General features: G+C 72.8%; 16 protein-coding genes. 10 read left to right on the top strand and 6 right to left on the bottom strand.

From position 1 onward, the window contains the following. The first annotated feature begins 90 nt into the window (after nucleotides 1–90). Nucleotides 91–2,955 (top strand): excinuclease ABC subunit UvrA, encoded by a 2,865-nt coding sequence (gene uvrA, locus IEV86_RS02485; protein ID WP_043603572.1) that lies wholly within the window; start codon nucleotides 91–93, stop codon nucleotides 2,953–2,955. A 36-nt stretch (nucleotides 2,956–2,991) separates the two neighbouring features. Here the strand turns inward: uvrA and IEV86_RS02480 are convergent, their stop codons facing one another. Continuing rightward, nucleotides 2,992–3,498: an OsmC family protein gene (locus IEV86_RS02480; protein WP_043603569.1), complete on the bottom strand. Its 507-nt coding sequence runs from the start codon at nucleotides 3,496–3,498 to the stop codon at nucleotides 2,992–2,994. A 53-nt stretch (nucleotides 3,499–3,551) separates the two neighbouring features. On the opposite strand from IEV86_RS02480, the gene uvrC reads away from it, so the two are divergent. From uvrC to IEV86_RS02435, 9 genes are all read left to right on the top strand, one after another. Continuing rightward, nucleotides 3,552–5,744, top strand: a complete 2,193-nt coding sequence (uvrC, locus tag IEV86_RS02475; RefSeq protein ID WP_081978521.1) for an excinuclease ABC subunit UvrC — start codon at nucleotides 3,552–3,554, stop codon at nucleotides 5,742–5,744. Next, complete coding sequence (gene rapZ, locus IEV86_RS02470; protein WP_188484533.1) at nucleotides 5,741–6,679, top strand: RNase adapter RapZ; 939 nt, start codon at nucleotides 5,741–5,743, stop codon at nucleotides 6,677–6,679. The genes uvrC and rapZ overlap by 4 nt, the downstream gene beginning before the upstream one ends. Beyond that, complete coding sequence (locus tag IEV86_RS02465; RefSeq protein ID WP_043603566.1) at nucleotides 6,676–7,686, top strand: gluconeogenesis factor YvcK family protein; 1,011 nt, start codon at nucleotides 6,676–6,678, stop codon at nucleotides 7,684–7,686. The genes rapZ and IEV86_RS02465 overlap by 4 nt, the downstream gene beginning before the upstream one ends. Before the next feature lie 5 nt (nucleotides 7,687–7,691). Next, nucleotides 7,692–8,672: a DNA-binding protein WhiA gene (gene whiA, locus IEV86_RS02460; protein ID WP_043603563.1), complete on the top strand. Its 981-nt coding sequence runs from the start codon at nucleotides 7,692–7,694 to the stop codon at nucleotides 8,670–8,672. Nucleotides 8,673–8,909: 237 nt separating this feature from the next. Next, nucleotides 8,910–9,917, top strand: coding sequence for a type I glyceraldehyde-3-phosphate dehydrogenase (gene gap / locus IEV86_RS02455; RefSeq protein WP_043603561.1), 1,008 nt, complete (start codon nucleotides 8,910–8,912; stop codon nucleotides 9,915–9,917). Between the two features lie 108 nt (nucleotides 9,918–10,025). Continuing rightward, nucleotides 10,026–11,240, top strand: coding sequence for a phosphoglycerate kinase (locus IEV86_RS02450; protein ID WP_043603558.1), 1,215 nt, complete (start codon nucleotides 10,026–10,028; stop codon nucleotides 11,238–11,240). A 1-nt stretch (nucleotide 11,241) separates the two neighbouring features. Next, a complete protein-coding gene (tpiA, locus tag IEV86_RS02445; RefSeq protein ID WP_043603555.1) occupies nucleotides 11,242–12,036 on the top strand; it encodes a triose-phosphate isomerase in 795 nt (264 codons plus the stop codon). Between the two features lie 155 nt (nucleotides 12,037–12,191). Beyond that, the gene (gene secG, locus IEV86_RS02440; RefSeq protein WP_043603552.1) at nucleotides 12,192–12,434 is read left to right on the top strand and encodes a preprotein translocase subunit SecG; all 243 of its coding nucleotides are present in this window, start codon (nucleotides 12,192–12,194) and stop codon (nucleotides 12,432–12,434) included. 12 nt (nucleotides 12,435–12,446) lie between these two features. Next, a complete protein-coding gene (locus tag IEV86_RS02435) occupies nucleotides 12,447–12,794 on the top strand; it encodes an RNA polymerase-binding protein RbpA (RefSeq protein WP_043603549.1) in 348 nt (115 codons plus the stop codon). A gap of 82 nt (nucleotides 12,795–12,876) precedes the next feature. Here IEV86_RS02435 and IEV86_RS02430 read toward each other — a convergent pair whose 3' ends face one another. From IEV86_RS02430 to tal, 5 genes are read right to left on the bottom strand one after another with little or no spacing between them, the layout of a single operon-like run. Next, entirely contained in the window at nucleotides 12,877–13,545 is a 669-nt protein-coding gene (locus IEV86_RS02430) for an O-methyltransferase (RefSeq protein ID WP_043603646.1), read from the bottom strand. Between the two features lie 4 nt (nucleotides 13,546–13,549). Continuing rightward, on the bottom strand, nucleotides 13,550–14,326 hold the full coding sequence (pgl, locus tag IEV86_RS02425) for a 6-phosphogluconolactonase (protein WP_043603546.1): 777 nt from the start codon (nucleotides 14,324–14,326) through the stop codon (nucleotides 13,550–13,552). Continuing rightward, entirely contained in the window at nucleotides 14,323–15,243 is a 921-nt protein-coding gene (locus tag IEV86_RS02420) for a glucose-6-phosphate dehydrogenase assembly protein OpcA (RefSeq protein WP_043603543.1), read from the bottom strand. The genes pgl and IEV86_RS02420 overlap by 4 nt, the downstream gene beginning before the upstream one ends. A gap of 55 nt (nucleotides 15,244–15,298) precedes the next feature. Next, nucleotides 15,299–16,840: a glucose-6-phosphate dehydrogenase gene (gene zwf, locus IEV86_RS02415; RefSeq protein WP_043603541.1), complete on the bottom strand. Its 1,542-nt coding sequence runs from the start codon at nucleotides 16,838–16,840 to the stop codon at nucleotides 15,299–15,301. Beyond that, nucleotides 16,837–18,018: a transaldolase gene (tal, locus tag IEV86_RS02410; RefSeq protein WP_081978519.1), complete on the bottom strand. Its 1,182-nt coding sequence runs from the start codon at nucleotides 18,016–18,018 to the stop codon at nucleotides 16,837–16,839. Before tal ends, zwf begins: the two co-directional genes overlap by 4 nt. Nucleotides 18,019–18,068 lie beyond the last annotated feature (50 nt).

The following is an 18,068-nucleotide window of genomic DNA, read 5'->3' as shown; positions in this document are numbered from 1 at the left end:
ACCCCCTGGGCGAACCGACGCGTGCGCGGACCAGGGAGTGTGACGCGTCGAACAGTTGTACGACCGCGGGTCGCCGCCTAGCATGGGCGGGTGAACGACCGCCTCCGCGTCCAAGGCGCCCGCGAGCACAACCTCCGCAACGTCGACCTCGACCTCCCGCGAGACAGCCTCATCGTCTTCACCGGTCTCTCGGGGTCCGGGAAGTCGTCCCTCGCGTTCGACACCATATTCGCGGAGGGCCAGCGGCGGTACGTCGAGTCGCTCTCGTCCTACGCCCGCCAGTTCCTCGGGCAGATGGACAAGCCCGACGTCGACTTCATCGAGGGGCTGTCGCCCGCCGTCTCGATCGACCAGAAGTCGACCAACCGGAACCCCCGCTCGACGGTCGGGACGATCACCGAGGTCTACGACTACCTGCGCCTGCTGTTCGCGCGTGCGGGCACGCAGTACTGCCCCGTGTGCGGGGAGGTCGTGAGCCGGCAGACGCCGCAGCAGATCGTCGACCGGCTCCTCGAGCTGCCCGAGGGCACCCGCTACCAGGTCCTCGCGCCCGTCGTCCGTGGTCGCAAGGGTGAGTACGCCGACCTCTTCCGCGAGCTGCAGTCCAAGGGCTTCGCCCGGGCGCGCGTCGACGGCGAGGTGCGCCAGCTCACCGACGTGCCGCAGCTCGAGAAGAAGCTCAAGCACACGGTCGACGTGGTGGTCGACCGGCTCGTCGCGCGCGACGGCGTGCAGCGGCGTCTCACCGACTCCGTCGAGACCGCGCTCTCGCTCGCCGCGGGCCTCGTCGTGGTCGAGCTCGTCGACGCGGACGAGGACGACCCGCAGCGCGAGCGCCGCTTCTCCGAGCACCGCGCGTGCCCGAACGACCACCCGCTCACACTCGAGGAGATCGAGCCGAGGACGTTCTCGTTCAACGCGCCGTACGGTGCGTGCCCCGAGTGCACGGGCATCGGCACGCGTCTCGAGGTCGACCCCGACCTGATCATCCCCGACGAGGACGCGACCCTCGCCGAGGGCGCGGTCGCGCCGTGGGCGCAGACGTCGTCGGAGTACTTCCAGCGCGTCATGCGCGCCCTGGCCGACGACCTCGGCTTCTCGATGGACGTGCCGTGGCGCGCGCTCCCGCAGCGCGCGAAGGACGCGATCCTGCACGGCAAGGACCACCAGGTGCAGGTCCGCTACCGGAACCGGTGGGGCCGCGAGCGGCAGTACAGCACCGGGTTCGAGGGCGTCGTGTCCTTCATCGAGCGACGGCACCAGGAGACGGAGTCCGACTGGTCGAAGGAGAAGTACGAGGCGTACATGCGCGAGACGCCGTGCCCGGTCTGCCGCGGGACGCGTCTGAAGCCCGAGGTGCTCGCGGTCCGCGTCGGCGGCCGGTCGATCGCCGAGGTCTGCGGCCTCCCGCTGCGCGAGGCGCGCGCGTTCCTCCTCGCCCTCGAGCTCGGGGAGCGCGAGCGGGCGATCGCCGCGCAGGTGCTCAAGGAGATCGACGCGCGGCTCGGGTTCCTCCTCGACGTCGGGCTCGACTACCTCGCGCTCGACCGGCCCGCGGGGACGCTCTCGGGCGGCGAGGCCCAGCGGATCCGGCTCGCGACCCAGATCGGGTCCGGCCTGGTGGGCGTCCTGTACGTCCTCGACGAGCCGAGCATCGGCCTGCACCAGCGGGACAACCGGCGCCTCATCGACACCCTCACGCGCCTGCGCGACCTGGGGAACACGCTCATCGTCGTCGAGCACGACGAGGACACGATCAGGACCGCCGACTGGATCGTCGACATCGGTCCGGGCGCCGGTGAGCACGGCGGCCGCGTCGTCCACTCCGGGGACCTCCAGGGCCTGCTGGACTCGCCCGAGTCGGTCACCGGCGCCTACATCGCGGGCCGCCGTGAGATCCCGACGCCGACCGCACGACGGCCCATCGACCGCAAGCGGCAGGTCAAGGTCGTCGGCGCGCGCGAGAACAACCTGCGCACCATCGACGTGTCCTTCCCGCTCGGGTGCTTCGTGGCGGTCACCGGGGTGTCTGGGTCCGGCAAGAGCACGCTCGTCAACTCCATCCTCTACACGGTGATGGCGAACGAGCTGAACCGCGCCCGGCAGGTCCCGGGGCGGCACACGCGGGTCACCGGGCTCGAGCACCTCGACAAGGTGGTCCACGTCGACCAGGCGCCCATCGGCCGGACCCCGCGCTCGAACCCGGCGACGTACACCGGGGTGTGGGACCACATCCGCCGTCTCTTCGCCGAGACCACCGAGGCGAAGGTGCGGGGCTACACGCCCGGCCGCTTCTCGTTCAACGTCAAGGGCGGACGCTGCGAGGCGTGCTCGGGCGACGGCACGCTCAAGATCGAGATGAACTTCCTGCCGGACGTCTACGTCCCGTGCGAGGTCTGCCACGGCGCGCGCTACAACCGCGAGACGCTCGAGGTGCACTTCAAGGGCCGGACCGTGGCCGAGGTGCTCGACATGCCGATCGAGGAGGCGGCCGAGTTCTTCGCGGCGGTGCCCGCGATCTCGCGCCACCTCAAGACGCTCGTCGACGTCGGCCTCGGCTACGTCCGGCTCGGGCAGCCCGCGCCGACCCTGTCCGGTGGCGAGGCGCAGCGCGTCAAGCTCGCGACCGAGCTGCAGCGCCGGTCGAACGGACGCACCGCGTACGTGCTGGACGAGCCGACGACCGGTCTGCACTTCGAGGACATCCGCAAGCTGCTCGGGGTGCTCCAGTCGCTCGTCGACAAGGGCAACAGCGTCATCGTCATCGAGCACAACCTCGACGTCATCAAGAACGCCGACTGGGTGATCGACATGGGGCCCGAGGGCGGGTCGGGCGGCGGCGTGGTCGTGGCAGAGGGCACACCCGAGTCGGTCGCCGGCGTCGCGGAGAGCCACACCGGTCAGTTCCTCGCGGAGGTCCTCAGGGTCGACGAGCGGATGCCGGCGAGCGCCTGACGGCTGAGCACGCCGGCAACCGGCGCTCCCGGTGGTCTACGTCGCGGCCTGCGCGACGCGCAGCGGTACCGGTGCCACCCGGACGGGGAAGTTGACCGATCGAGCGATGAAGCAGTGCTCGTGGGCGCGCGAGTGCAGCGTCGCGAGCTCGGCGTCGGTCACGGGGCGCCCGTCCGGGCGTGCGGCGTGCGCGAGCGTCACCGACGGGTGCAGGACGACGTCGGTGAACTGGCCGTGCCCGGCTCCCTCGACGCGCATCCGACCCATGGGTCGGTCGGTGTAGCCGATCACGACCACGTCGTCCGCGGACGCCAGGTGCAGGAACCAGAGCATGTGGCACTGCGCGAGGGCCGCGACCAGGAGCTCCTCGGGGGAGTACCGGTTCGCGTCGCCGCGGAAGGCCGGGTCCGCAGAGCCCAGCAGCGGCGGCTTGTCACCGATCCGCACCTCGTGGTCGCGCGAGTAGGAGGTGTAGCTCGCCGTGCCGGCGTCGCCGGCGCCGGTCCAGACGACGTCGGCGGAGTACGTGTGCACGAGTCCCATCCGCCCACGCTAGTCGTCGGGTCGTGTCAGGTGCGCGAACTAGGCTCCGCGTCATGGCAGACCCCGCGACGTACCGGCCCCGACCGGGGCAGGTACCGGACTCGCCGGGCGTCTACCGGTTCCGCGACGAGCACGGCCGGGTCGTGTACGTCGGCAAGGCCAAGAGCCTCCGGTCGCGCCTGGCCAGCTACTTCCAGGACCTCTCGGCGCTCCACCCTCGGACGCAGCAGATGGTCACGACCGCCGCGTCGGTCGAGTGGACCGTCGTCGGCACCGAGGTCGAGGCGCTCGCGCTCGAGTACTCCTGGATCAAGGAGTTCGACCCGCGCTTCAACGTCAAGTACCGCGACGACAAGTCGTACCCGTACCTCGCGGTGACCCTCGGCGAGGAGTTCCCGCGCGTGCAGGTCATGCGCGGGGCGAAGCGGCAGGGGACGCGGTACTTCGGGCCGTACGCGCACGCGTGGGCCATCCGCGAGACCGTCGACCTGCTGCTGCGCGTGTTCCCCGTGCGGACGTGCTCCGCCGGCGTCTTCCGCCGCGCGAAGCAGACCGGCCGGCCGTGCCTGCTCGGGTACATCGACAAGTGCTCGGCGCCGTGCGTCGGGCGCGTGACGCCCGAGGAGCACCGCGAGCTCGCCGAGGACTTCTGCGACTTCATGGCGGGGGAGACGGCGCGCTTCACGCGTCGGCTGACGGCCGAGATGAAGGCCGCCGCGGCCGAGCTCGACTTCGAGCGCGCGGCACGCCTGCGGGACGACGTCGGGGCGCTCGAGCGCGCGACGGAGAAGAACGCCGTGGTCCTCGCGGACGGCACCGACGCCGACGTGTTCGCGCTCGTCGGGGACGAGCTCGAGGCGGCGGTCCAGGTCTTCCACGTGCGCGACGGGCGCATCCGCGGCCAGCGCGGCTGGGTGGTCGAGAAGGTCGAGGACGTGACCGACGGCGAGCTCGTCGAGCACCTGCTCCAGCAGGTGTACGGCGACCAGGCGGGCTGGGCCGCGCCCGAGCGCGCCTCCGGAGGTGCGCGGCGCCCGGAGCGCGAGCACCGCGCGGAGAGCCCGGTGCCCCGCGAGGTCCTCGTCCCGGTCCTCCCGCCGGACCTGGAGCAGGTGACGGACTGGCTCACAGGGCTGCGCGGCTCGCGCGTCCAGGTGCGGATCCCGCAGCGCGGTGACAAGAAGGCCTTGGCGGAGACCGTGCGCCGCAACGCCGAGCAGGCGCTGACGCTCCACCGCACGCGCCGTGCGGGCGACCTCACGACGCGCAGTCAGGCGCTGCGCGAGCTCCAGGAGGCGCTCGACCTGCCCACCGCGCCCCTGCGGATCGAGTGCTACGACATCTCGACCACGCAGGGGACGCACCAGGTCGGCTCGATGGTCGTGTTCGAGGACGGGCTGCCGAGGTCGTCGGAGTACCGGCACTTCGTCGTCCGTGGCGCCGAGGGGGAGGGCGCGCGCGACGACACCGAGGCGATGTACGAGGTCCTCACCCGCCGGTTCCGTCGGTACCTCGAGGAGCAGGCGACCGGTGCACCGGAGCTGGGCGAGTCCGACGACGACGTGGCGCCGCACCCGGACGGCGGGGTGACGGGCCGCTCCGGCGCGACGGCGTCCCGCGACCCGGGGCGGGGCAGGTTCGCATACCCCCCGAACCTCGTGGTCGTCGACGGCGGACCGCCGCAGGTCGCCGCGGCCGCGCGCGCGCTCGCCGACCTCGGCGTCGACGACGTCGCGCTGTGCGGGCTCGCGAAGCGTCTGGAGGAGGTGTGGCTGCCGGGAGAGGAGTACCCCGTGATCCTCCAGCGCAGCTCGCAAGGGCTGTACCTCCTGCAGCGCGTGCGGGACGAGGCGCACCGCTTCGCGCTGCGTCACCACCGCAGCCGCCGCAGCCGCAGCATGACGGTCTCGGCGCTGGACTCGGTCCCGGGACTCGGCCCGGCCCGGTCCGCGGCGCTGCTCAAGCACTTCGGGTCGGTCAGACGGCTCCGCGGCGCGACGGTCGAGGAGGTCGCGGAGGTCAAGGGGATGGGGCGGCGCACCGCCGAGGCGGTGGTTCGTGCCCTCGCCGCCGACGCCTCCCCACCGGCGAACGGCACCGCACCTCCTGGCACGACGCGCCCGAACGGCACCGCACCTCCCGGCGCCACGCTCCCGAACGGCACGTCCGTCGACGGGGCGTCCGCGACGGGTGACGCCGGCTCGGGCGGCCGTCCGGCCCGGACCCCTGGCATGCTGGACGCATGACCCAGGAGCCACCCCCGACCACGGTGCCCACGGGCATCCCGGCTCTCGAGGCCACCACGGCGGCACCCCGGGGGGAGCTCCCGGAGCTGCTCCTCATCACCGGCATGAGCGGTGCCGGACGCAGCCGTGCCGCGGCGGTGCTCGAGGACATGGACTGGTACGTCGTCGACAACCTGCCGCCCCAGCTGCTCCCGCAGATGGTCCGCATGATGAGCGTCGCGCAGGGTGCCGTGCACCGGCTCGCGGCCGTCGTCGACGTCCGGGGACGCGAGTTCTTCCGTGACCTCGTCGAGGTCATCGACGGTCTGCGGGACTCGGGGTTCCCCTACCGCCTGCTGTTCCTCGACGCCTCCGACCCGGTGCTCGTGCAGCGCTTCGAGACGGTGCGCCGGCCCCACCCGCTCCAGGGCGACCGACGGATCCTCGACGGCATCGCCGAGGAGCGCGAGCTGCTCGGCCGGCTGCGCGAGCGCGCCGACATCGTCATCGACACGAGCGACCTGAACGTCCACGACCTCGCGCGCGAGGTCCGGTCGGCGGTGACCGGCGGCGCCCACGACGCGCTGCGGATCAACGTCCTCTCGTTCGGGTTCAAGTACGGCCTCCCGCTCGACGCCGACCACGTCGTCGACGTGCGCTTCCTGGCGAACCCGTACTGGATCGGGGAGCTGCGCCACCTGACCGGTCGGGACGTGCCCGTGCGGGACTACGTCCTCGGGCTGCCCGGCGCGTCGGTCTTCGTCGACAAGTACGTCGACGCGCTCGAGCCCGTCCTCGCCGGCTACGGGACCGAGGACAAGCGCTACGCGACCATCGCCGTCGGCTGCACGGGCGGCAAGCACCGGTCGGTGGCCATCTCCGAGGCGCTCGCGACCGAGCTGAGGGAGCTCGGGCACCGCGTCGTCGTGACGCACCGCGACCTGGGGCGCGAGTGAGAGGCGAGGCCCCGGGGCGTCGCGACGGCGTCGGCCCGGCGGTCGTCGCGCTGGGCGGCGGGCACGGGCTGTACGCGAGCCTCTCCGCGCTGCGGCTGATGTCCGACCGGCTGACCGCGGTCGTCACGGTCGCCGACGACGGCGGGTCGTCAGGCCGGCTGCGCGACGAGATGGGCGTGCTGCCACCGGGCGACCTGCGGATGGCTTTGTCGGCGCTGTGCGACGACACCGACTGGGGACGAACCTGGCGCGACGTGCTGCAGCACCGCTTCGCGTCGGAGGGGTCGCTCGACAAGCACGCGGTCGGCAACCTCCTCATCGTCGCGCTGTGGGAGCTGCTGGGCGACACGGTCGCGGGCCTGGACTGGGTCGGGCGCCTGCTGGGCTCCCGCGGCCGGGTGCTGCCGATGGCGGCCGTCCCGCTCGCGATCGAGGCCGAGCTCGTCGACCCGGCCGTCGAGGGCGGCGACGTCACGGTGGTGCGCGGGCAGAGCGCGGTCGCGGTCGCCCCGGGCCGCGTGCAGTCGGTGCGCCTGATCCCGGGCGACCCGCCCGCGTGCCCCGAGGCCGTCGCGGCCGTGGACTCGGCCGACTGGGTGGTCCTCGGCCCGGGGTCGTGGTTCACGTCCGTCATGCCGCACCTCCTCGTGCCCGAGCTGTCCGCCGCGCTGCACCGCACCTCCGCCCGGCGCTGCGTGACCCTCAACCTCAGCGCCGAGTCCGCGGAGACCACCGGCATGCGCGCGCACGACCACCTCGTGGCGCTGCGTCGGCACGCGCCGGACCTCCGGCTCGACGTCGTGGTCGCCGACCCGAGCGCGATCGACGACGTCGACGCGCTGCAGCGCGAGTGCGCGGCGTCGGGTGCGCAGCTGCTGCTGCGGCAGGTGCGGGTGGGCGACGGGACACCGCGGCACGACCCGCTGCGCCTCGCGGCGGCCTACCGGGACGCGTTCGAGGGGTACCTCGGTGACATCGGGACGGCGGCGGGCGGGGTGGCAGGATGACGCCCATGGCTTTGACCGCTCAGGTGAAGGACGAGCTCGCGCGGCTCTCCGTCGAGAAGACGTCCCACCGCAAGGCAGAGGTGTCGGCGACGCTGCGCTTCGCCGGCGGGCTGCACATCATCTCCGGCCGCATCGTGATCGAGGCCGAGCTCGACACCGGGGTCGCCGCACGGCGGCTGCGCCAGTTCGTCGCCGACGTGTACGGCCACACGAGCGACGTCGTCGTCGTGAGCGGCGGCGGGATCCGGCGCGGCACGCGCTACGTCGTGCGCGTCGTGAAGGACGGCGAGTCGCTCGCCCGGCAGACGGGTCTGCTGGACAACCGCGGACGGCCGGTGCGCGGGCTCCCGCCGCAGGTCGTGTCGGCGGGCGTCGGCGAGGCCGAGGCCGCGTGGCGCGGCGCGTTCCTCGCGCACGGCTCGCTCACGGAGCCCGGCCGCTCCGCCGCGCTCGAGGTCACGTGCCCCGGTCCGGAGGCCGCGCTCGCGCTGGTCGGGGCGGCCCGGCGCATGGGGATCGGCGCGAAGGCGCGCGAGGTCCGCGGCGTGGACCGGGTCGTCATCCGCGACGGCGACGCGATCGGCGCGATGCTCACGCGGCTCGGCGCACACGACGCCGTCCTCGTGTGGGAGGAGCGCCGGATGCGCCGCGAGGTGCGCGGCACGGCGAACCGCCTGGCGAACTTCGACGACGCGAACCTGCGCCGCTCGGCGCGCGCGGCGGTCGCCGCGGGGGCCCGCGTCGAGCGCGCGTTCGAGATCCTCGGCGACGACCTCCCGGACCACCTGCGCGAGGCCGGACGGCTGCGGCTCGACCACAAGCAGGCGTCGCTCGAGGAGCTCGGTCAGCTCGCCGACCCGCCGCTGACGAAGGACGCGGTGGCGGGCCGCATCCGGCGCCTCCTGGCGACCGCCGACAAGCGCGCCGCCGACCTCGGGATCCCCGACACGGAGGCCGGCCTCACGGCCGACATGCTCGACGTCTGAGCACGTCGCCGGTTTGTCACGGTCACCCGGCGGCGCGCCGGCGACCTCGTGCCAGCACGCCGTGGCGGTGGTCCCGTCGGACGAACGTCCCGGCGACGGGCCTGTGTCCGCCGTGTAACCTGGGTCTCGTTCTGGACGAGGATCGAAGTGTGCGGTCCGGCCAGGCGCGTACAGCGCCGTACGCATCCGTCAACCATCGTGCGTACCGGGTATGCGGTGCGCCTTGAGGAGGGCATAGTGACCATCCGCGTCGGAATCAACGGCTTCGGCCGCATCGGACGTAACTTCTTCCGCGCCGTGCTGGAGTCGGGTGCCGACATCGAGATCGTCGGCGTGAACGACCTCACGGACAACAAGTCCCTGGCGCACCTTCTGAAGTACGACTCGATCCTGGGCCGCCTCGCGCAGGACGTCACCTTCGACGAGGAGAGCATCACCGTCGGCGGCAAGACGTTCAAGGCGCTCGCCGAGCGCGACCCGTCGGCCCTCCCGTGGGGCGAGCTGGGTGCCGACATCGTGATCGAGTCGACCGGCATCTTCACCGACGCGACGAAGGCCAAGGCCCACCTCGACGCCGGTGCGAAGAAGGTCATCATCTCGGCGCCCGCGAAGAACGAGGACGCGACGTTCGTCGTCGGTGTCAACCACACCGAGTACGACCCCGCGAACCACCACATCGTGTCGAACGCGTCGTGCACCACGAACTGCCTCGCGCCGCTCGCCAAGGTCCTCGACGAGGCCTTCGGCATCGAGCGCGGCCTCATGACGACGATCCACGCGTACACGCAGGACCAGAACCTGCAGGACGGCCCGCACAAGGACCTGCGCCGTGCACGCGCCGCGGCCCTCAACATGGTCCCGACCTCGACGGGTGCGGCCAAGGCCGTGTCGCTCGTCCTCCCGCAGCTCAAGGGCAAGCTCGACGGCTACGCCATGCGCGTGCCCACGCCCACGGGCTCGGCGACGGACCTCACGTTCACCGCGTCGCGCGAGACGACGGTCGAGGAGGTCAACGCCGCGGTCAAGGCCGCCGCCGAGAGCGACGCGCTCAAGGGCATCCTCGTCTACACCGAGGACCCGATCGTCTCGACCGACATCGTGACGGACCCCGCCTCGAGCATCTTCGACGCCGGCCTCACGAAGGTCATCGGCGACCAGGTCAAGGTCGTCTCCTGGTACGACAACGAGTGGGGCTACTCGAGCCGCCTCGTGGACCTCACGGTCTACATCGGCGAGCGTCTCTGACCGCACCGCTCACCGAGCACCCATGACGACGTCCGCGTGCCGCGCCCACCGCGGGGCACGCGGACGTCGTCGCGTCACGCCCCGGAACCACCCCGACGAGGGAGAGACATGAAGACCATCGAGGACCTCGGCGACCTGCGCGGCAAGCGCGTGCTGGTCCGTGCCGACCTCAACGTGCCGCTCGACGGCACGACCATCACCGACGACGGGCGCGTGCGCGCCGCCGTGCCGACGATCAAGAAGCTGGTCGACGCGGGCGCGAAGGTCGTCGTCGCCGCGCACCTCGGGCGTCCCAAGGGCGCGCCCGAGGCCAAGTACTCGCTCGCGCCGGTCGCGACGCGCCTGGGCGAGCTGCTCGGGACGACCGTCACCCTCGCCGAGGACACGGTGGGCGAGTCGGCCCGTGCGACGGTCGCCGCCCTCGGCGACGGCGAGGTGGCCCTGCTCGAGAACATCCGGTTCGACGCCCGCGAGACCTCCAAGGACGAGGCCGAGCGTGCCTCGCTCGCGGACGACCTCGCGGCTCTCGCCGACGCGTTCGTGTCGGACGGCTTCGGCGTCGTGCACCGCAAGCAGGCGTCGGTGTACGACGTCGCGCTCAAGCTGCCCGCGGCCGTCGGCGGCCTCGTCCTCACCGAGGTCGAGGCGCTGCGGCGTGCGACCGACGACCCCGAGCGCCCCTACGCGGTCGTGCTCGGCGGCTCGAAGGTCTCCGACAAGCTCGGCGTGATCGCGAACCTGCTGGGCAAGGCCGACCGTCTCCTGATCGGCGGCGGGATGGTCTTCACCTTCCTCGCGGCGAAGGGTCACGCGGTCGGCACCTCGCTGCTCGAGGAGGACCAGATCGAGACCGTGAAGGGCTACCTCGCGACCGCCGAGGAGCGGGGCGTCGAGATCGTCCTCCCGACGGACGTCGTCGTCGCGGACTCGTTCGCGGCCGACGCGCCGCACGACGTCGTCCCGGCCGACGCGATGCCCGAGGGGCGCATGGGTCTGGACATCGGCCCCGAGTCGGCCGAGCTGTTCCGCAGCAAGCTGCTCGACGCGCGCACGATCGTCTGGAACGGCCCCATGGGCGTGTTCGAGTTCGACGCGTTCGCCGCGGGCACGCGTGCCGTCGCGCAGGCGATGGTCGACGCGGGCGAGCAGGGCGCGTTCAGCATCGTGGGCGGTGGCGACTCCGCCGCGGCGGTCCGTCGTCTCGGCTTCGACGAGGGCGGTTTCGGCCACATCTCGACGGGCGGCGGCGCGAGCCTCGAGTTCCTCGAGGGCAAGGAGCTCCCCGGCATCGCGGTGCTCGAGCAGAACCGGACGGAGGCCTGACATGGCAGAGCGCACCCCGCTGATGGCGGGCAACTGGAAGATGAACCTCGACCACCACCAGGCGACGCACCTCGTGCAGAAGCTCGCGTGGACCCTCAAGGACGCCAAGCACGACTACTCGTCGGTCGAGGTCGCGGTGCTCGTGCCGTTCACGGACCTGCGGTCCGTGCAGACGCTGGTCGACGCCGACAAGTACGAGATCAAGTACGGCGCGCAGGACGTCTCGGCGCACACCGAGGGCGCCTACACCGGCGAGATCTCGCCGGTCATGCTCGCCAAGCTCGGCGTCAGCTACGTCGCGGTGGGCCACTCGGAGCGCCGCGAGTACCACGGCGAGGACGACGCGCTGTGCGCGGCCAAGGTCGCCTCGGCGTTCGGCCAGGGGATCGTGCCGATCCTGTGCGTCGGCGAGGGACTGGACGTCCGCAAGGCCGGCGAGCAGGTGTCCTACACGCTCGCCCAGCTCGACGGGGCCCTCAGCGGGCTGCCGGCCGAGCAGGCGGCGCAGATCGTCATCGCCTACGAGCCCGTGTGGGCGATCGGCACGGGTGAGGTCGCGACGCCTGACGACGCGCAGGAGGTCTGCAAGGCGATCCGCGACCGGCTCGCGGAGCTCTACTCGCGCGACCTCGCCGACGGCGTCCGCGTCCTCTACGGGGGCTCGGTGAAGTCGGGCAACGTGGCGGCGATCATGGCGCAGCCCGACGTGGACGGCGCCCTGGTCGGTGGCGCGAGCCTCGACGCGGAGGAGTTCGCCAAGATCGTCCGCTTCCGGTCGCACGACGTCGGTCTCTGACCGACGGCGTGATGCGAGGGTGCCGGGTCCACGGGCCCGGCACCCTCGGCACGCCCGAACCGGTGACGTGCTGGTCCGCCGGTCCGACCGTCACCTATCCTTGTGCGGGCGCCCACCGGCGCCCGTACCGCAATGAGTGAGGAACAGACGACGTCGTGGACGTACTGCGCATCATCCTTCAGGTCCTGCTGGTCATCTCCAGCGTCCTCGTCGTCCTCCTCGTGCTCCTGCACAAGGGCAAGGGCGGCGGCCTCTCCGACATGTTCGGCGGAGGCATCTCGAGCGGTGCGGGGAGCTCCGGGGTCGCCGAGCGCAACCTCAACCGCATCACGATCGGCCTCGCGCTCGTGTGGACGGTCATCATCGTGCTGCTGGGCCTGATCCAGCGGGTCAGCTGAAGGGGGTCTGCCATGGCGAGCGGTAGTGCGATCAGGGGTTCCCGCGTCGGCGCGGGGCCGATGGGTGAGGCCGAGCGCGGCGAGGCGGCCCCGCGGTTCTGGGTGTCGTACTGGTGCGCCAACGGGCACGAGACCCGGCCGAGCTTCTCGGTCGAGGCCGGTGCCGAGGCACCGGAGAGCTGGGACTGCCCGCGTTGCGGCTTCCCCGCCGGTCAGGACAAGGAGAACCCGCCCTCCCCGGTGCGGAACGAGCCGTACAAGACGCACCTCGCGTACGTGAAGGAGCGCCGGACCGACGAGGACGGCGCTGCGATCCTCGACGAGGCGCTCGCCGCGCTCCGTGCGCGGCGCGGGGGCTGACCGACGGCCCTCCTCCGAAGACATCGCGGCCGAGCCCGCCACCGCACCGCGGTGGCGGGCTCGGCCGTTCGCGGTGGCGGGCTCAGTCGTCGACGCGGACGAGCAGGAAGCCGTCGTAGCCCTTGTGGCCGACGGTCTGCACCACGGTCGCGGTGAGGCGCGGGTCGGCGGCCACGGCCTCGACCACCGCGCGACTGCCGACGACGCGCTCGTCGGCGCTGCGATCGTCCGCGAGTGCTCCCTGACGCACGACGTTGTCGACGACGACGACGGTGCCCGGACGGGCGAGGCGGACCGCTTGGGCGAGGTAGTGCGCGTTGGACGGCTTGTCGGCGTCGATGAACACGAGGTCGAACGGCTCGACGCCCGCGCGGATCATCTCGTCGAAGGAGTCGGAGGCCGCACCGAGGCGCAGCTCGACCACGTCGTCGAGGCCGGCGTCGTGCAGGTTCGCCCTCGCCACCTCCGCGTGCGTGGCGTCGATCTCCAGCGTCGTGAGGTGGGCGCCAGGCGCCCGGAGACCCCGCGCGAGCCAGATCGTGCTGTAGGCACCCAGGGTGCCGACCTCGAGCACGCGGCGGGCGCCCTGCATGCGGACGAGCAGCTCGAGCATCCTGCCCTGCGCGGCGGACACCTGGATGGGCGGCAGACCCGCCGCATGCGCACGTGCAAGGGCTCGCGTCAGGACCTCGTCGTCCGCGCAGAGGTGCGCGACGACGTAGTCGTCGACGGCGGACCAGACCTCGCGCACGGGGTCAGCCGGCGGCGGCTGCGTCGACCAGCCAGAGCGTCCGGCTGCGGCCGAGCGCACCGGAAGCGGGGGTCTCGCGCGGGTCGTCGCCCGCGAGGGCCCGCGCGGTCGGCCCCGCCTTCTCCGATCCGGCGACGACGACCCACACCTCGTCGGCCGCCTCGATCGCGGGGAACGTGAGGCTGACGCGCTGGGGCGGCGGTTTGGGGGACGCCTGCACCCCGACGACGGTCCGGTCGACGACCTCGAGGGCCGGGTCGCCAGGGAAGAGGGACGCGACGTGCCCGTCGGGACCCATTCCGAGGAGGAGGACGTCGAAGGCGGGGACGGCCGGGCCGGCGTCGTCGGCGAGTGGTCCGCCTGCCGCAGCGTGCCGGGCGAGCTCCGCGGCGTACGCGGCGGCGGAGTCCTCGGGCGTCCGGATCTCGCCCCCGAGCGCGGGCATGGGGTGCACGTTCCCGGGCGGGACCGGCACGGCGTCCAGGAGCGCCGTTCGGGCCTGGGTCTCGTTCCGCTCGGGGTCGCCCGACGCGAGGAACCGCTCGTCGCCCCACCACACGTGGACCCCGGTCCAGTCGACCGCGTCGCGCAGCGGCGAGGTGGCGACCTCCTCGAGGACCCGCGTGCCGACGGTGCCGCCGGTCAGGCCGACGTGGACGGGGGAGTGGGTGGACTGCGCGTCGACGAGGGCGACCACGAGGCGGGCCGCCGTGACGCGCGCCAGCGTCTCCGCGTCCGGGTGGACGACGACGGTGCGTGCCGGCTGGTGCGGGATGGTCATGCCGCTCCGATCCGGTCGAGGCCCTTCACGAGGACCTCGCCGTAGACCTCGTCGGGGTCGAGCCGCCGCAGCTCCTCCGCGACGCACTCGTCGAGCTGACGCAGGGGCATCGAGACGCGACGCTGCGGCTGGCCGGGCTGCTCGAGGGTGGCCGTGCGGCCGTCGGGCCGGTCGATGACGACGGGTCCCGAGGCGCGGTCGAGCTCGACGCGCGTGACGGCCTCGGCCTCGGGCTGCTCCACCACGGACACCGGGCAGCGCAGCGCCTGCGCGAGCCACGCCGCGAGCAGCCACACCGACGGGTGGTCACCACGCCCCGAGACGACGGCGCGGCGCACGGGCTCGTGCGGGGGCTGGTCGAGCGCTGCGGCGAGGAGCCCCCGCCACACCGTCAGACGGGTCCAGGCCAGGTCGGTGTCGCCGTCGCGGTAGCTCCGCTGGAGCTGGTCGAGCGCCGCACGCGGGTCGGTGCACAGGACCGTGTCCGTGATCCGCCGCTGCGCCATCCGGCCGAGCGGGTGGTCGGCCGGCGCGGCGGGCAGCTCGTCCGGCCACCACACCACGATCGGCGCGTCCGGCAGCAGCAGCGGCATGACGAGGGTGTCGCTGTGCTCGAGCATCTCGCGCGTCGTCCGCAGGACGACGACCTCGCTCGCGCCGGCGTCACCGCCGACGCGGATCTGGCCGTCGACCCGGCCCGCGGTGCACGCGTCGTCGGCGGCGAGCACGATGACGCGGCAGGGGTGCTCGCGGCTCGCGTCGTTCGCGATCTCCACGGCGCGCTCGACGCCGTCGACGTGCGTCTCGACGAGGAGCGTGAGCACGCGGCCGAGCGCGACCGCCCCGCCCTCGTCCCGCAGACGGAGCAGCTCCTTGGCGACCCTCGAGGTGGTGGTGTCGGGCAGCTCGCGGATCATGACCGTCCCCTTCCGTCCTTGCCGTGCACCCCGGCGCACGCGCGTGCCCGCGGCGTCACGGACGCCGCCACGTGCGGCCGTCGCGCGCCATCATCTCGTCGGCCGAGGGCGGGCCCCAGGTGCCCGACCGGTACGGCTCGGGCTGCCCGTGCTGCGCCCAGTACTCGGTGATCGGGTCGAGGATCTTCCACGACAGCTCGACCTCCTCGTGGCGCGGGAACAGGGGCGGGTCCCCGAGGAGGACGTCGAGGATGAGCCGCTCGTAGGCCTCGGGCGACGACTCGGTGAACGCGTGCCCGTAGCCGAAGTCCATCGTCACGTCGCGGACCTCCATCGACGTGCCGGGGACCTTCGAGCCGAAGCGAAGGGTCACGCCCTCGTCCGGCTGGACCCGGATGACGAGGGCGTTGTTGCCGAGCTCCTCGGTCGCGGTCGACTCGAACGGCAGGTGCGGCGCCTTCTTGAACACGACGGCGATCTCGGTCACGCGGCGGCCGAGCCGCTTGCCCGTGCGCAGGTAGAACGGCACACCGGCCCACCGCCGGGTGTCGATGTCGAGCCGGATCGCGGCGTACGTCTCGGTGCCGGAGTCGGGAGCGATGCCCTGCTCGTCGAGGTAGCCCACGACCTCCTCGCCGCCCTGCCAGCCGGCGGCGTACTGGCCCCGGGCGGTGTGGCGACCCAGGTCCTTCGGGAGGCGGACCGCGGAGAGCACCTTCTCCTTCTCGGCGCGCAGGTCGTCCGCGTCGAACGACACGGGCTCCTCCATCGCCGTGAGCGCGAGGAGCTGCAGCAGGTGGTTCTGGATGACGTCGCGCGCCGCACCGATGCCGTCGTAGTACCCGGCGCGCCCCCCGATGCCGATGTCCTCGGCCATCGTGATCTGGACGTGGTCGACGTAGTGGGCGTTCCAGATGGGCTCGAACAGCTGGTTGGCGAACCGGAGCGCCAGCATGTTCTGCACGGTCTCCTTGCCCAGGTAGTGGTCGATCCGGAAGACCGACTCGGGCTCGAACACCTCCGAGACGACGTCGTTGAGCTCGCGCGCGCTCTGCAGGTCGTGCCCGAACGGCTTCTCGACGACGACGCGCCGCCACGCCCCCTCGGTCTGCCGCGACAGGCCCGACCGGGCCAGCTGCCGGCACACCAGCGGGAAGGAGCCGGGCGGCACCGACAGGTAGAAGGCGTGGTTGCCGCCGGTGCCGCGCTCGGCGTCGAGCTCCGCGACCGTCGTGCTGAGCCGGTCGAACGCGTCGTCGTCGTCGAACTCGCCCTGGACGAAGCGGATGCCCTCGGCGAGCTGGCGCCAGGTGCTCTCGCGGAACGGCGTGCGGGCGTTCTCCTTGACCGCGTCGTGGACGACCTGGGCGAAGTCCTGCGCCTCCCAGTCGCGCCGCGCGAAGCCGGTGAGCGCGAAGCCGGGTGGCAGGAGCCCGCGGTTCGCGAGGTCGTACACCGCGGGCATGAGCTTGCGGCGCGCCAGGTCACCCGTGACGCCGAAGATCACCAGGCCGCACGGCCCGGCGATGCGAGGGAGACGGCGGTCGCGCGGGTCGCGCAGCGGGTTGTGGTCGGCGGTGACTCGAGCGGGGCTCACCGCGCTCCCTCGCGGGCACGCGCGAGCCCGTCCTCGACGGTCGTGAGCAGCTCCGACCAGGAGGCCTCGAACTTGGCGACGCCCTCCTCCTCGAGCGTCGTCGTGACCTCGTCGAGCTCGATGCCCAGCGCGCGCAGGCGGTCGATCGTCGCCGCGGCGTCGTCGTACGTCCCGCGCACGGTGTCGCCCGAGACCTCGGCGTGGTCGGCGGCGGCCTCGAGCGTCGCGCCGGGCATCGTGTTGACGACGTCGCGGGCGACGAGCTGGTCGACGTAGAGGGTGTCGGGGTACGCCGGGTCCTTGACGCCCGTCGACGCCCACAGCGGTCGCTGGACGTTGGCGCCAGCGGTCGCGAGGCCGCGCCAGCGCTCGCCCGCGACGGTCTCCTCGAAGACCTGGTAGGCGAGGCGGGCGTTCGCGAGCGCCACGGTGCCCCGCAGGGCGGCCGCCTCGTCCGTGCCGAGCGCGTCGAGGCGCTTGTCCACGGCGGCGTCGACGCGCGAGACGAAGAAGGACGCGACCGAGTGGATCTGCGTCAGGTCGTGACCGTGGGCGCGCGCCTGCTCGAGACCGTCGAGGTACGCGTCGATGACCGCGCGGTAGCGCTCGAGCGAGAAGATCAGCGTGACGTTCACGCTGATCCCGTCGGCGACGGCCGCGGTGATGGCGGGGAGGCCCTCGACGGTCGCGGGGATCTTGATGAAGAGGTTGGGCCGGTCCACCGTCGACCACAGGCGGCGCGCGGTCTCGACGGTCGCCTCGGTGTCTCGCGCGAGGCGCGGGTCGACCTCGATCGAGACACGACCGTCGCGACCGTCCGTGGCCCGGTGCACGGGCGCGAGGACGTCGCACGCGGTGCGCACGTCGTCGGTCGTGATCTCGAAGACCGCGGTCTCGACGTCGGCGCCGCGCGACGCGAGGTCCCGCAGCTGCTCGTCGTAGGCGGACCCCTCGGCGAGCGCCGAGGCGAAGATGGTGGGGTTGGTCGTCACGCCCACGACGCCGCGCTCGGCGACGAGGCGCTCGAGCTCGCCCGTGCGCAGCAGCTCGCGCGAGAGGTCGTCGAGCCAGATGGCGACGCCGGCGTCCTGCAGCCGCCGGACCGGCTCGGGGGCGGCGGACGGGGTGGACGACGGTGCGGGGGCGTCGTGCGCCGCGGCCGGGTTCTCGTGGGTCATGGCGTGGCTCCTCCTGATGGGTCGTCCGGCGGGGGCGGGTCGCGCCGCCC

Origin of the sequence: Cellulomonas carbonis, from assembly GCF_014636275.1 — a bacterium.
Lineage (GTDB): Bacteria > Actinomycetota > Actinomycetes > Actinomycetales > Cellulomonadaceae > Actinotalea > Actinotalea carbonis.
The sequence above is the reverse complement of the archived record's forward strand: the minus strand, read 5'-3'. Positions and strand labels throughout refer to the sequence as shown.